General features: G+C 64.6%; 12 protein-coding genes. 9 read left to right on the top strand and 3 right to left on the bottom strand.

Features of this window, described 5'->3' with window-relative positions; translation table 11 throughout:
* Positions 1-951 (bottom strand): glycoside hydrolase family 43 protein, encoded by a 951-nt coding sequence (locus ACUXST_RS00605; protein WP_458388015.1) that lies wholly within the window; start codon positions 949-951, stop codon positions 1-3.
* A 181-nt stretch (positions 952-1,132) separates the two neighbouring features.
* Between ACUXST_RS00605 and ACUXST_RS00600 the strand changes: the two genes are divergently transcribed.
* Positions 1,133-2,188, top strand: coding sequence for a glycoside hydrolase family 43 protein (locus tag ACUXST_RS00600; RefSeq protein WP_458388014.1), 1,056 nt, complete (start codon positions 1,133-1,135; stop codon positions 2,186-2,188).
* Between the two features lie 2 nt (positions 2,189-2,190).
* Here the strand turns inward: ACUXST_RS00600 and ACUXST_RS00595 are convergent, their stop codons facing one another.
* The gene (locus ACUXST_RS00595) at positions 2,191-3,996 is read right to left on the bottom strand and encodes an ABC-F family ATP-binding cassette domain-containing protein (RefSeq protein WP_458388013.1); all 1,806 of its coding nucleotides are present in this window, start codon (positions 3,994-3,996) and stop codon (positions 2,191-2,193) included.
* A 157-nt stretch (positions 3,997-4,153) separates the two neighbouring features.
* On the opposite strand from ACUXST_RS00595, the gene ACUXST_RS00590 reads away from it, so the two are divergent.
* The 5 genes from ACUXST_RS00590 to ACUXST_RS00570 all read left to right on the top strand — a co-directional run bounded on the left by ACUXST_RS00590 (position 4,154) and on the right by ACUXST_RS00570 (position 9,860).
* Positions 4,154-4,471 (top strand): hypothetical protein, encoded by a 318-nt coding sequence (locus tag ACUXST_RS00590; RefSeq protein WP_458388012.1) that lies wholly within the window; start codon positions 4,154-4,156, stop codon positions 4,469-4,471.
* 113 nt (positions 4,472-4,584) lie between these two features.
* Positions 4,585-5,250, top strand: a complete 666-nt coding sequence (locus tag ACUXST_RS00585; RefSeq protein ID WP_458388011.1) for a response regulator transcription factor — start codon at positions 4,585-4,587, stop codon at positions 5,248-5,250.
* Between the two features lie 95 nt (positions 5,251-5,345).
* A complete protein-coding gene (locus tag ACUXST_RS00580; RefSeq protein ID WP_458388980.1) occupies positions 5,346-6,665 on the top strand; it encodes a sensor histidine kinase in 1,320 nt (439 codons plus the stop codon).
* A 107-nt stretch (positions 6,666-6,772) separates the two neighbouring features.
* Positions 6,773-8,794: a M13 family metallopeptidase gene (locus tag ACUXST_RS00575; RefSeq protein ID WP_458388010.1), complete on the top strand. Its 2,022-nt coding sequence runs from the start codon at positions 6,773-6,775 to the stop codon at positions 8,792-8,794.
* Between the two features lie 52 nt (positions 8,795-8,846).
* On the top strand, positions 8,847-9,860 hold the full coding sequence (locus tag ACUXST_RS00570) for a polyprenyl synthetase family protein (RefSeq protein ID WP_458388009.1): 1,014 nt from the start codon (positions 8,847-8,849) through the stop codon (positions 9,858-9,860).
* Positions 9,861-9,881: 21 nt separating this feature from the next.
* On the opposite strand, the gene ACUXST_RS00565 is transcribed toward ACUXST_RS00570, so the two are convergent.
* Positions 9,882-10,472 carry a hypothetical protein gene (locus ACUXST_RS00565; protein ID WP_458388008.1) on the bottom strand — a complete coding sequence of 197 codons (591 nt, stop codon included), beginning with the start codon at positions 10,470-10,472 and terminating at the stop codon, positions 9,882-9,884.
* A gap of 136 nt (positions 10,473-10,608) precedes the next feature.
* On the opposite strand from ACUXST_RS00565, the gene ACUXST_RS00560 reads away from it, so the two are divergent.
* The 3 genes from ACUXST_RS00560 (at position 10,609) to wecB (ending at position 14,026) form a co-directional block, all read left to right on the top strand.
* The gene (locus ACUXST_RS00560; protein ID WP_458388007.1) at positions 10,609-12,543 is read left to right on the top strand and encodes a S9 family peptidase; all 1,935 of its coding nucleotides are present in this window, start codon (positions 10,609-10,611) and stop codon (positions 12,541-12,543) included.
* A gap of 31 nt (positions 12,544-12,574) precedes the next feature.
* A complete protein-coding gene (locus ACUXST_RS00555; protein WP_458388006.1) occupies positions 12,575-12,856 on the top strand; it encodes an ETC complex I subunit in 282 nt (93 codons plus the stop codon).
* Positions 12,857-13,030: 174 nt separating this feature from the next.
* A complete protein-coding gene (wecB, locus tag ACUXST_RS00550; protein ID WP_458388005.1) occupies positions 13,031-14,026 on the top strand; it encodes a non-hydrolyzing UDP-N-acetylglucosamine 2-epimerase in 996 nt (331 codons plus the stop codon).
* Positions 14,027-14,178 lie beyond the last annotated feature (152 nt).

Here is a 14,178-nt window from a genome sequence, read left to right as displayed (position 1 = left end):
TTAGTTTGCCGGTCGCTCGCGCAAGCTTTGGCCGAGCTGAGGCTTGCCGTCGTTCCAGATCAATGGGGCCACGTAGAGGTAGCGCCGGTCGTCCACCTTGCGGCAGCCGCTGCTCGCTTGCCAAGCGTGGAAGCTGATGAAGGTGCGTGCGCCCACGCTGAAGATGCTCTGGTGCCCGGGGCCACTAAGACAACCCGCCTCGCGTTCGTTGAAGCTGTGAAGAACGGGGTTCTCGGCGGCGGGCTTGCAGGGGCCGAGCGGCCCGGTGCAGCTCGCATAGCCCATCGCATATGGGGAAAGTCCACCCTCCTCCGGGTTCCAGCCGAAGAAGCCGCCCGAGAAGAACAGCTGGTAGCCCGCCGGTGACCGCACCATCGATGGCGCCTCCACCACGCGATCTTCCCAGCGCTGATCGTCCTTGACGAGCTCGGTTGCTTGCCCGGTCACCGACAGCCCGTCAGCAGCAAGCGGCTGTCCCCACAAGGACGTCCGGGCGTGCACGCGATTTCCGTCGTTCTTGAAGTAGAGGTAGAGCTTGCCGTCTGCGTCGCGGAACGCGTCGGCATCGATGCTTCCACCTAGCGCCGTCTGGCAGACGATCGGGTCCGCACGTGTATCCACGAATGGACCGAGTGGATCTGCAGCTTCGGCGACGCCGATGCATTGTGCGTTCTTCCGGCGGTCGCTCGCGGTATAATAGAGGAGGTAGCGGCTGCCGAGCCGAAGCACTTCGGGGGCCCAGGTGAAACCTTCCTTGGCCCAGCTGCCAAGCGTCGGCATCGCGTCACGCTTGTGACCTGGACGAGCCGCATCGGCGACAAAGCTCCAGTGGACGAGGTCGGTCGATGTCGCCATCGGAACATTCGCGCCGTCGTTCGTGGAGTAAGCAATGAACCCGCTGCCGTGCTGAAGCACGAATGGATCCGGGAAGTTCTCCTTCAGCACGGGCACGAAGGACGGCTCCGGCGCAGACGCAGCAGCGCCGCACAACAACCAAGCGGAGGCAGCGAGCGTCGCCTTGGACACGCCTGAAACCACCGGCCCCTCCTCTATTCCGCGACCCAGCCTACCACGTGACGCAGGGCGACCAAGCACGCTTTCGCCAGACCGCGAATAGACATAAGCTGAACCCATGCATCTCGCGAAGCTGATCTGCACTTTCGCACTTCTCGCAGTGGGCAGCTGCGCAGCGCCAGCCACGCGTGTTGCCGTCCAGCCCGAATTCACGAACCCGGTCATCGACGCGGACTTTCCCGATCCGGCGATCATTCGGGCGCCGGACGGCTATTACTATGCGTACGGGACGCAGACGCAGCGTGACGGCCGCTGGATCAACATTCAGACGGCGCGTTCAGCGGACCTCGTCCACTGGCAATATGTGGGTGACGCGCTCCCAACGAAGCCGAGCTGGGCGTCGACGACGCAGGATTTCTGGGCACCACACGTTCAGCGCAACGGCGGGCGGTACGTCATGTATCTGTCGGTCAAACCCGACAACGCCGACGAGACTCACGGCATGTGCATGGGCGTCGCGACGGCCTCGTCACCAGCAGGACCGTTCGTCAGCACCGGCCAGCCGCTCAAATGCGGCGCAAGCTTCATCAACATCGACCCGATGGCTTTCGACGATCCGGCCACTGGCAAGCGCCTGCTCTACTGGGGCTCAGGCTTCGAGCCGATCAAGGTTCAGGAGCTTAGCGCCGACGGACTTACCTTCGCGACCGGAAGCACACCGGCCCAACTGGTACGGCCCAATCCAGTGAAGGACACATTCCCGGTGCTGATCGAGGGGCCCTGGGTGATCCGTCACGGGGAATATTACTACCTGTTCTATTCGGGCGACAATTGCTGCGGGCCCAAGGCGAACTACGCCGTGATGGTAGCGCGGTCTCGATCCGCGACGGGTCCGTTCGAAACGTTGGAACAAGCGACCGGAGCGCCACACAGTATAATCTTGCAGAAGAGCAGCCGCTGGTTCGCTCCAGGCCACAACGCCGTTATCAGCGACGGCGCTGGGCACGACTGGATTGTCTACCACGCGGTGGACGTCGGGCGTCCGCGAGAGAAAGCGTCAGATGACGTGAACACGCGTCGCATCATGCTGATCGACCGGATTGATTGGAACAACGGATGGCCGGTGATCGCCGGACCCAGCGAGCAGCCGCAGGCTGCGCCAAGCGCTCGCTAGCTTCAGCCTCCCACGGCTTCAGCCATTTCCGCAACGTGCAGCCACCGCTCCTCGGCGGCGTCGATGTCCGCTCGATGCCGGGCAATGCGTTCCGTCAGCTGCGTGAATCGGTCAGGATCTTTGAGGAACAGGTCGGGATCGGCGAGCGCCGCTTCGTCGGCGGCAACTTCCGCCTGTAGTCTCTCGATCTCGCCAGGCAGTCGGTCATAGTCGCGCTGATCCTTGTAGCTCAGCTTCACCGCCACGGGAGAACGGGCGGTTTGCGATTTCGTCGTCGCTGCTTTGGCGTCACCCTGTGACGCGGTTTTCCCCGACGAGCGCTGGTCCTGGTAGCGCTTGCTGATCCAGTCCTCGTAGCCGCCGGCTACAACGTCCACCTTCCCGGATCCGTCGAGCCCAAGCGTGATGGTCACGGTGCGATCCAGGAAGTCACGGTCGTGGCTGACGATTAGAACCGTGCCTTCGTAGTCGGCGATGACCTCCTGCAGCAGGTCCAGCGTCTCCAGGTCCAGATCGTTGGTCGGCTCGTCGAGCACCAGCAGGTTCGCTTCCCGCGCGAACTCGCGCGCAAGCAGAAGTCGCGACCGCTCGCCTCCCGATAGCGAGCCGATCGGCGCATCCGTCAGCGAGGGATCGAACAGGAACTCCTTGAGATAGCCTTTGATGTGCTTCTTGGAGCCGCGGACCTCGATCCAGTCGCCGCCATTGGCGAGCACGTCCTTCACCCGCTTCTGCGGCTCCATGAGTTTTCGCTGCTGGTCGATGACGATGCCGCTTAGCGTCTTGGCTAGCGTGACCTTACCGCTGTCCGGCGGGAGCTCGCCCGTGAGTAGCTTGAGGAGTGTCGTTTTTCCGGCGCCGTTCGGGCCGACGACGCCGATCCGATCGCCGCGCTGCACGCGCAGCGAGAAATCACGGACGATGCTGCGCTCGCCGAAGCTCTTCGCAACTTGCTCGGCATCGATGACGGTTTTCGAGCGCACCTCGTCCTTGGCAAGGGCAAGCTTTGCCGACCCGGCCGGCCCCAGCATTGCCGCGCGCTGGGCGCGCATCTCGTGCAGCTTGGTGAGCCGCCCTTGATTCCGGCGCCGCCGGGCGGTGACGCCTCGCTGGAGCCAATGAAGCTCGAGCTTCAGCTTGGCGTCGAGCTTCTCCGCGACACGCGCCTCTTCATCATAGACCCGCTCGGTCCACGCCTCGAACCCGCCGAAGCCGATTTCCGCCCGCCGCAGCTGTCTTCGGTCCAGCCAGATGCACGATCGTGTAAGCCGCGTGAGGAAGGTTCGATCGTGGCTGATGACGATGAACGCGCCGGTGAAGCGCTTCAGCCAGTCCTCGAGCCATTCGATAGCGCCGAGATCGAGATGGTTGGTTGGCTCGTCGAGCAGCAGGAGATCCGGAGCCTGGGCAAGCGCCCGCGTGATTGCCGCCCGGCGCCGTTCGCCGCCGCTGGCCGTTGCTACTGTCCGTGCAAGGTCGATGCCGAGCTGATCGGCAATCGCGGCTGCCTCGTGCGCGGCAGGAGCATCGGCGCCATTGAGAACCCAGTCCTCCAGTGTCTCGAAGCCGCTCATGGCGGGGTCCTGCTCCAGCAGAACGACGTGAGTTCCCGGAACGATCGTGCGCTTGCCCCGATCGGGATCGATCAACCCGGCGAGGCACTTGAGCAGCGTCGTCTTGCCCGCGCCATTGCGTCCGATCAGGGCCAGTCGGTCACGTGCGCCGACATACAGGTCCAGCTCCTGGAACAGCCATCCTTCACCCTGAATGAGGCCAAGGTTCTCATACGACAGGATCGGGGCAGCCATGGCGGCGCCCATATCCCGAACCCGCTGTGAACTGGAAGCTGGCTCCAGCAACTTGTTGCAAATGCGCCACGCTGTGACCCTGAACGCGCTCGTTCAAGCATATTCATAACGCGTTCAACGCGCTGTGTTAGAAGGCACTCGCATCGAGAGTCGCGTTATGACCCTGTACCGAACCCTTCTTGCCGGCGTCCTGGCCGCCGTGCTGACCAACGCCCCCGCTGTTGCGGGGCCGCATGGTGGACCGCGCGGAGGGCCGCAGCGAGATGCCGAACGTGCGTTCCGCGATACGCAGCAGGGCCGCGCAATGCCTCTCCCGCAGCTGGAGCGGCGCGTGATGCCGTTCATGGGCGGCGCCGATTATCTGGGCCCTGAACTGAACGGTGGCACCTACCGCCTGAAGTTCATGCAGGACGGGCGCGTCATCTGGGTCGATATCGACAGCCAGACCGGCCGCATCATTCGCCGCTCCCGCTAACGCCCATCGCCATCGTTTAGCATTTGCGCCTGCCATTCAGGTTTCGTTCCGGCTAAGCAACCGATCGTCCGGAGACGGGTTGAGGCCAAGATGAACAGAATCAGGAAAAACCGATGCGGGTGCTGATCGTCGAAGACGAACCAAATCTCGGCCGCCAGCTGCGCTCGACGCTGGAAGGGGCAGGCTATGCCGTAGACCTCGCGACCGACGGAGAAGACGGCCACTATCTCGGAGCGACCGAGAGCTACGACGCGATCATCCTCGACCTCGGCTTGCCTGAAGTTGACGGCCTGACGGTCCTTGACCGCTGGCGCAAGGAAGGGCGCAAGATGCCCGTCCTTGTGCTCACCGCTCGCGACAGCTGGTCGGACAAGGTCGCCGGCCTGGACGCCGGTGCCGACGACTACCTAGCCAAGCCGTTCCAGACCGAAGAGCTGATCGCACGCTTGCGGGCACTGATCCGTCGCTCGTCGGGGAACGCATCTTCCGAGCTCGTCGCCGGTGACATTCGCCTCGACACCCGGTCGGGCAAGGTCACCAAGGGCGGCGAACCGGTCAAGCTGACGGCGCAGGAATACAAGCTGCTGTCCTACCTGATGCACCACAAGGGCAAGGTGGTCAGCCGGACCGAGCTGATCGAGCATATCTACGACCAGGACTTCGATCGCGACTCGAATACCATCGAGGTGTTCGTCACGCGCATTCGCAAGAAGCTGGGCCCCGATGTGATCACGACGATCCGCGGTCTCGGCTACAGCCTGGAGGAACCCGCCAGTTGAACGAGCTTGCCGCCCCGGTGACCGCGGCGGCCGAGGAGCAGCGGGCTCCCCGAACGAGAGCGCATCGCCGGCGTAGCGGGTCCCTGTCCCGCCGCATGATCGTCGTTGCCGCGCTGTGGATCGCTGCGCTTCTGCTGATCGGCGGGTTCGCTCTCGACCGGGTACTGACCCGCTCGATCGTCGACTCAGTCGACAATCAGCTTGTGTTCGTTCTCAACGCTATGATCGGGGCGTCGGAGATCGACCCGAACGGCGAGGTCCGGTTCAGCCGCCCTCCCGCCGACCAGCGCTTCGTCGAGGCCTACTCCGGCCTTTATTTCCAGATCAGCGGCGCCGGAGCCGACACGTTCCCGTCGCGATCATTGTGGGATCGGCGACTGCGAGTGGTTGACGGGCACAATGACGTCAGGCCCCATCTCTATAACAGCGACGAATTCTCGACGAAGGATCATGCCGAGCCGCTGCGTATTGCGGAGCGTGACGCAATCCTGCCTGGTTCGCCAATCCGATGGCGCTTTCAGGTCGCCGAATCGCGCGAGAGCATCGACAATCAGATCCGGCGCCTTCGTTCGATTCTCATCTGGAGCTTCACCGCACTTGGGGCGGGACTGCTCGTCCTCGCCGCGTTGCAGACCTTTTACGGCTTATGGCCGTTGCGGCGTGTTCGGCTCGAAGTCGCGGCAATTCGCAGCGGGACGAAAACCCGCATCGGCCAGGATTTTCCGGCCGAGATTCGGCCGCTGACGGAAGAGATCAATGAACTCTTCGCCCACAGCGAAGCGCAGGCGGAAGAGGCGCGGCGGCACGCCGGCAATCTCGCCCATGCGCTCAAGACGCCGCTGACGGTGATTACCAACTCGGCGACGGCGCGCAGCCCCGATCTCGCCGACGTCGTCTGTCGAGAAGCGCAGGTGATGCGGCGCCAGGTCGATCACCACCTCGCCCGCGCCCGCGCTATCGGCCGGCGCGCCTCGGCCCAGGCACGCGCGACCGTATGGGAAAGTCTGGAAGCAGTGCAGCGCGCCGTTGACCGCCTCTATGAGGACGTGACCGTCGATATCGCCGGCGACAACAAGGCGCAGGCGCGCGTCGAACGGCAGGATCTGGACGAGATGCTCGGCAACCTGGTCGAAAATGCCGCCAAATATGGCGGCGGGCGCGTGTTCGTCACTGTCGAGCGCAACCACTCGACCGTCGACATACTCGTGGAAGACGATGGCCCCGGCATCCCGGAAGCTGACCGCGATTCGCTTTTCGCGAGGGGAGCGCGGCTGGACACTACGGGCAAGCCTGGCACCGGCCTTGGCCTCGCGATCGTTCGCGATGTCGCCGAGATCTACGGCGGCACCATCAAGCTCGAGGAGAGCGAAGACCTGGGCGGGCTGCTCGCGCGGCTCAGTCTGCCAATAGGTTGATTGCTCGCCGCGGCGCCGCGGTTCGTCGAAAAGCATTGCCGAACTCGCCGGCCTTGCTGCAAACGTGACCCAATTCGCTCACGGGTGGGAAAATCATGAGAAACAAGATGTTTATGCTCGCATCCGCGTGCCTGCTGGCGCTCGCTCCCATGGCTGCCAATGGCGCCAAGCCGGCGTTCGGAAGCTGGGGCTACGACCCAAGCGCCATGGACACCTCGGTCAAGCCGGGTGACGACTTCTTCAGATACGTGAACGGAAGCTGGTTCAATCGCACCCAGATCGCGCCGGATCGCACGTTCGTGGGCATCGATTCCGTGCTCAACGACCAGATCGATCGCGACGTCCGCGCGGTGGTCGAAGACTCTGCGAAGAACCCGAGCGCATCCGGGCGCATCGGGCAGCAAATCGGCGATCTCTACGCCAGCTGGATGGACGAGCCGACGATCGAAGCGCGTGGCCTGACGCCGGCTCGGCCCTATCTCGACCGTATCGCCGCCCTGCAGAACCGGACGCAGCTTGCGGAGCTGTTCGGGACCGTCGGCTACGCGACCCCCGTGCCGCTGTTCATGGAGGCCGACCCGAAGGTCCCGTCGCGATACGCCGTTTTCCTGACGCAGGGCGGCCTCGGCATGCCGAACCGCGATTACTACCTGCTGCAGGGCGCCAAGTACGACGCGTTTCGGGCAGCATACCGGAACTATGTCACGAAGATGCTGACCTTGGGCGGCGAGAGCGACGCCAGCGCCAAAGCAGACCGCATCGTGGCTCTTGAGACCGCGATTGCGAAAGCGCACTGGACGCCGGAGCGGCGCCGAGACGTCAAGGCAACCTATAATCCCAAGTCGCTGACCCAGCTCAAGGCGCTTGTGCCGCAAGTTCCGTGGCAGCCGATGCTTGCGAAGCAGGGCCTCGGAAAAGTGCACACGGTCATCGTTCGCGAGCCGAGCGCCATCCAGGGCGAGGCAAAGCTGATTGCCGGGACTCCGCTAACCACCTGGAAGGACTATCTGACCTTCCACTTCCTCAGTGATCACGCGCAGGCGCTGCCGAAGGCTTTCGACGAGGCTCGTTTCCAGTTCTACGGCAAGACCCTTGCCGACGTCCCCGTGCAGCGCGACCGCTGGAAGCGAGGCGTGGCCCTCGTCAACGATGCGCTCGGAGAAGGTGTCGGGCAGATCTACGTCCAGCGCCACTATCCGCCTGAAAGTGATCGGCAGATGGGCGAGCTGATCGACGACATTCGCGCTGCCCTGAAGGAGAAGATCGAGGGCAACACTTGGATGGATGCGGCCACCCGCACCGCCGCGCTGGCGAAGCTTGCAAGCTTCGATCCCCGCATCGGCCATCCCAAGAAGTACATCGACTATTCGACCCTGCAGATCGACCGCGGCGACCTGTTCGGCAATGCCATGCGAGCCGAGGAGTTCGGGTGGAACCTGCAGCTCAGCCGCTTCCCGAAGCCGGTGGATCGCGCGCTCTGGGACATGCTGCCGCAGACCAACAACGCCTATTACGATCCGTCCAAGAACCAGATCACGTTCCCAGCGGCGATCCTGCAGCCGCCCTATTTCGACCCGAATGCCGACCCGGCGTCGAACTACGGCAGCATCGGCGCGACGATCGGGCACGAGATCGGCCATGGCTTCGACGATCAGGGCCGGCTTTACGATCCGGCAGGCAAGCTCCGCGACTGGTGGACCGCCGCCGCGGCGAAGGCATACACTGCCCGCACTGCCGAGCTCGTGAAGCAATATGACGCGTACGAGCCGATTCCCGGCGTTCACATCAAGGGCCAGCTGACACTTGGTGAGAACCTTGGCGATCTCGGCGGCCTCGAAGTCGCCTATGCAGCGTACCGCCGCTACGTCGCGAAGCATGGCGAGCCGCCGGTGATCGACGGCCTGACCGGAGACCAGCGCTTCTTCATCGCCTATGGCTACAGCTGGGAAACGAAGCAGCGCGAAGGCTCCATGCGCTCGCAGCTGCTGGCGGATCCGCACTCGCCGGCCGCGTTCCGGGTCAATGGCGTCGTGCGGAACGTGGACGCCTGGTACAAGGCGTTCAATGTCCAGCCGGGCGACAAGCTCTATCTGGCGCCCGAACAGCGCGTTCACATCTGGGGAAGCTGACGAGCAAGGCCTGCAGCTAGGAAAAGCGGAGGCAGGCCGCTACGGGGGCCGGGTGACTGCCTCCATTCACAGCCTCGATTCCAAGCACGAGCCCTCCCTCGACGCTTTGTTCACGCTCGTCGGGCCGGGAATGAACGGCGTCAACGCCGTCATCCTCAAGCGAATGCAGAGCAAGGTCGCTCTCATCCCGGAGCTCGCCGGGCACCTGATCGCCGGTGGCGGCAAGCGGATGCGGCCGATGCTGACGCTCGCCTGCGCCAGCCTGCTCGGCTACCCCGGCACCCGTCACCACAAGCTCGCCGCCTCGGTCGAGTTCATTCACACGGCGACGCTACTGCATGACGACGTCGTCGATGGCTCGGGAATGCGCCGGGGCCGCCGCACGGCGAACCTCATCTGGGGCAACCCGGCCAGCGTTCTCGTCGGGGACTTCCTCTTCAGCCGCGCTTTCGAGCTGATGGTCGAAGACGGCAGCCTGAAAGTGCTGCGAATCCTGAGCCACGCGTCCGCCGTGATTGCGGAGGGGGAGGTCGAGCAGCTTACCGCGCAGCGCCGGATCGAGACTGACGAAGAGCAGTATCTGACCATAATCACTGCCAAGACGGCAGCGCTGTTCGCCGCCGCTTGCCGCGTTGCTCCCGTTGTGGCGGAGGCCAGCGAAGAGGCAGAGCTCGCCCTGGAAAGCTACGGCAAGAACCTCGGGATCGCCTTCCAGCTGATCGACGACATAATCGACTATGCGTCCGATTCCGTGACGATGGGCAAGGGCGTTGGCGACGACTTCCGCGATGGCAAGATGACCCTCCCCGTCATCCTCGCTTACGGGCGCGGCGATGACGCTGACCGCGCCTTCTGGCGCTCGGCCATGAGCGGCGATCTCGTGTCCGATGAGGATCTCGGACGCGCAATCAGCCTGTTGAAGAGCACAGGCGCGCTAGACGACACCCTGGAACGGGCGCGGCAGTACGGACGCCGCGCCATCGACGCGATCGCCATGTTCCCGGCCAGCAAGGCAAAGGCCGCGCTCACCGAGGCCGTCGAGTTCGCAATCGCCCGCGCCTACTGAGGAGCGCTGCAGGGCACTCCCCTAGCCTTGCTTCACCGGCACCATCAGGTGCGCGTAGGGCGTGCCTGCCCACATAACGTATGGACCGCTGGTGTCGGGCTTGGCTCCTGCGGGATATCCCGACAGGATATCCTTCGAGCCGACGATCATGATGTGTGGACCGGTGTTCACCCAGTTGTTCTGGCCACTCGGCTTGTCTGCGAACGGATCGGTGTTGCTGGCGTCCGTACCCCCTTCGAGCATGTACATGACGCCCACCGCACCTGCGGGCGGCGGCCGATGATGGACCCAGGCAACGACCCACTTGCCGGCATTGCTGTCGAAGCACATCGGGTCCGGACCCGGCGTGTCCGGTGCATCCGGCATGCAGGTCCAGCCGTTGCTTCCTTCGCGCACGATGGCCATCCGGCCGCCGGGACCAACCGTGACGATCGACGCCTTGCGCGCAACAGAGGCGGGCGCCGCGGACTCCGCGCTATTGACCGGATCGGACGCAACGCCGTTCGATCGCGTGAAAGTCGCATCGTAAGTGATCTTGCGCTTGTCGCAGCCGGTGAGCGCGAGCGCTGCGAAGCCGGTAAACATCAGGACGCACGCCTTCTGATTCGTCATGGTGCCCCTCCATCTTCCCCCCGGAAGGATCGATGGTTTACCATAATTTAACGACAATGGCACGCGCCCGATGGAACTGGAAATTGGGCGTGAGGCTGCTACCCGATTGAAGACTGCCAGCCGCTCGAGGGCCCACATGCGCTTCCTGATTCCCGCCGCTTCGCTGATCGCCATCGCAATGCCCGCGCACGGCGCGACGCTGCGCCAGTATTCGGGTCTTGCGCTCTCACCAGCGGGGGACCGGCTTGCCTCGGTGGAGATGGACCAGGAGCCGGACTCGTCGAAAACGCCGCACGGCCGCATCGTCGTTCGGTCCGCGGCAAGCGGAGGCGTAGTTTCGACGATCGATCCGTGCGCGACCTGCAGCTATTCCGGGCTGACGTTCGCACCGGACGGCCGCCTGATCTTCCTGGCCCGCGAGCACGGGAAGACCCGCTTGATGGCCGTGACGAAGGGCAAGGCCGCTACGGTGGCGACCCTGGACGGGATTGCTCAGCAGCCGAGCGTTTCTCCGGATGGCTCGCAGGTCGCACTGCTTGCGACCTTCAACGCTCAGAAGGAATCGGGCGCCACACAGGCCGGCGTCCGGCAGATCGGTGAGATCGGCGAGCAGAACGACGAGCAGCGGCTCGCCATCGTGCCGCTCGCGGGAGGCTCCCTGCGGGCCGTCTCGCCGGCGGATCGCTACGTCTACGAATACGACTGGACACCGGACGGCCGCGGCTTCGTCGTTACCGACGCTCCGGGTAACGGCGACAACAATTGGTGGGTCGCGACGCTCGATCGCGTCGACATCGCAACCGGTGCCTTGACGCGAATTGCAGCGCCCAAGACCCAGCTCAACTTCCCGCGAGTCTCGCCTGACGGGCGGACCGTTGCATTCATCGGCGGACTGATGAGTGACTTCGGCTCGGTGGGCGGCGACCTCTACTCGGTGCCGATCAGCGGCGGCGTTCCGCGCAATGTGACGCCGGATTACCGCGGCACGCTCACGTCCCTCACCTGGGACGCCGCAGGACTGACCGGAGCGGCGCTGATTGGCGACCGCATGGCTATCGTTCCCCTTGACCCGCAGCGCGGCGCGGCGGCACCGCTGTGGACCGCACCGGCAAGCATTGCAGCAGGGTCGGGGCGGTTCGCGCGATCTGCCAACGGCGCGAGTTATGCCGCCGTCGTCCAGGATTTCGAGCACGGACCTGCGATCTACGCAGGCAGCATCACAGGACTGCGGCCGATCACGCACGAAAACGATTCCTGGTCGCCGCTGGTGCGGGCGCAAAGCGTGTCCTGGAAGAACGACGGCCTCAACGTGCAGGGCTGGCTCCTCGCGCCATTGAAGCCCTCCGTCAGCGGCAAGGCGCCGATGGTCGTGGAAGTGCATGGCGGGCCCGCAGCGGCGAATGTCCCCAACTTCGTCTGGCAAGGCGCTCGCGCGGACCTCGCCCGGGCCGGCTATTACCAGTTCCTCCCGAATCCGCGCGGCAGCTACGGCCAGGGCGAGCGCTTCACGAGGGCCAATATCCGCGACTTCGGTGGCGGCGACCTTCGCGACATCCTTGCCGGGGTCGACGCAGTGGAGAAGGTTGCGCCCGTGGACGACGCGCGGCTGGGCCTCATGGGCGGCAGCTACGGTGGCTTCATGGCGATGTGGTCGAACACCCAGACGAACCGCTTCAGGGCGATCGTCAGCGGGGCGGGCCTGTCCGACTGGATCAGCTATTACGGCACCAATGGGATCGACCAGTGGATGATCCCGTTCTTCGGCGCATCCCTCTATGACGATCCCGCCCCGTACTGGGCGGTATCGGCAATCCGCACGATCAAGAACGCCCGCACTCCAACCCTGCTTTACGTCGGCGAGCGCGACATCGAGGTGCCGCCCACCCAGTCAGTCGAATACTGGCACGCCTTGAGGGCGCAGAACGTGCCGTCGACCCTGGTGATCTATCCGGACGAGGGGCACCATGTTCAGGCGCCGGAGCATACGTTGGACATCCGGCGGCGCACGATCGACTGGTTCAACCGCTATCTTGGCGCGCCCAAGGCGGCCTCCAGGCCCGTCCGGCCTTGATTTGCCGCGGCGCTTTTGCCAACCGGTCGAGGTGACGATCGCCCGCATCTCAGAGCTCGAGCGCAAGACCACCCAGTCGGGAAAGGCAAATGCTGGCCTGTGGCTTTTGGAGTTCGAGCGCGACGAGCCGATGCGTCCTGATCCCCTGACCGGCTGGAACGGTTCGGGCGACACCAACACGCAGGTGCGGATGACCTTCGGGTCCAAAGAGGCCGCGATCGCCTATTGCGACAAGCATGGGCTGGAACATCACGTGCTCCCGGCGCCTCCGGTCCGCCTCAAGCTCCAGGCCTACGCCGACAACTTCCGCTAGGCGGCGTCCCCGCAGCGCTTGACTTCCACCGAACTGGAGGCAGTTTGCTCCCGCCGAGGTAGGGGGAAGGCTGCACCGCAAGAAAGTTTGCCTGGTCATTGGCACCAGGCCCGAAGCCATCAAGTTGGCGCCCCTCGCCCACGCACTTGCCACTCGCGGGTTCCGAACCTCATCGTGACCGGCCAGCACCCGTCAGTGGACGTCGGCCAGTTCGGTCTCGGACAGTACCCCAGGGTAGATCTGGGCTGCGCCGGTGAAACTAATCCGCACGCCCACGTACGGAAGGTCGCGCGTGCCATGGCGCCGCTGCTGGTCGGCGACAGCGGCCTCGTCGTCGTACAAGGCGACACCTCCACGGCGCTTGGGGGAGCCCTGGCGAGCGTCCGGGCTTCCGTCCCGCTCGCTCATGTCGAAGCCGGACTGAGGACCGGTGATCGGCTGCGGCCCTGGCCGGAGGAAGCCTATCGCGTCCGGATCGATCGCCATGCTCAACTGCTCTTCGCAGCAACTCCCCTGTCGGCGTCGAATTTGGCAAGGGAAGGCGTCGCCGGCGAGGTGCACATCACCGGCAACACTGGCGTGGACGCCCTGCTGTCCGTCGCGCCAAAACTGCCAGACTCTTCGGTGCGCGAACGAGCAGGCCACCGGCTGCTGGTAACCTGTCACCGGCGTGAGAGCTGGCGCGACGGTCTCCATCGCATCGGCGAGGCCTTGCTTCACCTGGCGCGCGACGGGTCTACGCACATTGACTTCGTCGTCCACCCGAACCCGCACGTCGCGACGCAGATGCGCTCGCTGCTCCAGGATCAGCCGGGCATCACGCTGCTCGAGCCGTGCAGCCATCCCGAACTGGTGCAGCGGATGAGCGGCGCGGACATCATCCTCAGCGATTCCGGAGGGATGCAGGAAGAAGCGCCGACCCTCGGAATCCCCCTCCTCGTCTTGCGCGACAAGTCGGAACGGCCCGAAGGAATCTCGAGCGGCAACATGCGCCTCGTGGGAACATCGGCCGAGCGCATCATCTCGGAAGTGCGCCGCCTTCTCGATGATCCGGTTGCCTACGCCACCATGTCGCGCAAAGCCTACCCGTACGGCGACGGCCGAGCCGCTCCGCGCATCGCCGCTATCATAGAGAACTGGCTGAAGGAGCGCGGGAAAGTCGCAGCGTGAATCAGCCTGCGCGCGGTGCCGGAGCAACCGCTGGTGACCCCTACGGGAGGGACTGGACAACCGGCTTACGCTCTTACGTCAGCCGTCGTCGCCTGCATGTGCACCGTCTGCGGTGCTCGGCTGCTCCATGGTTGGACCAGCGCCTGCCGCTG

This window comes from Sphingomonas sp. F9_3S_D5_B_2 (assembly GCF_054263715.1).
Note: the sequence above shows the minus strand (reverse complement) of the source record. Positions and strands in the feature narration are given on the sequence as shown.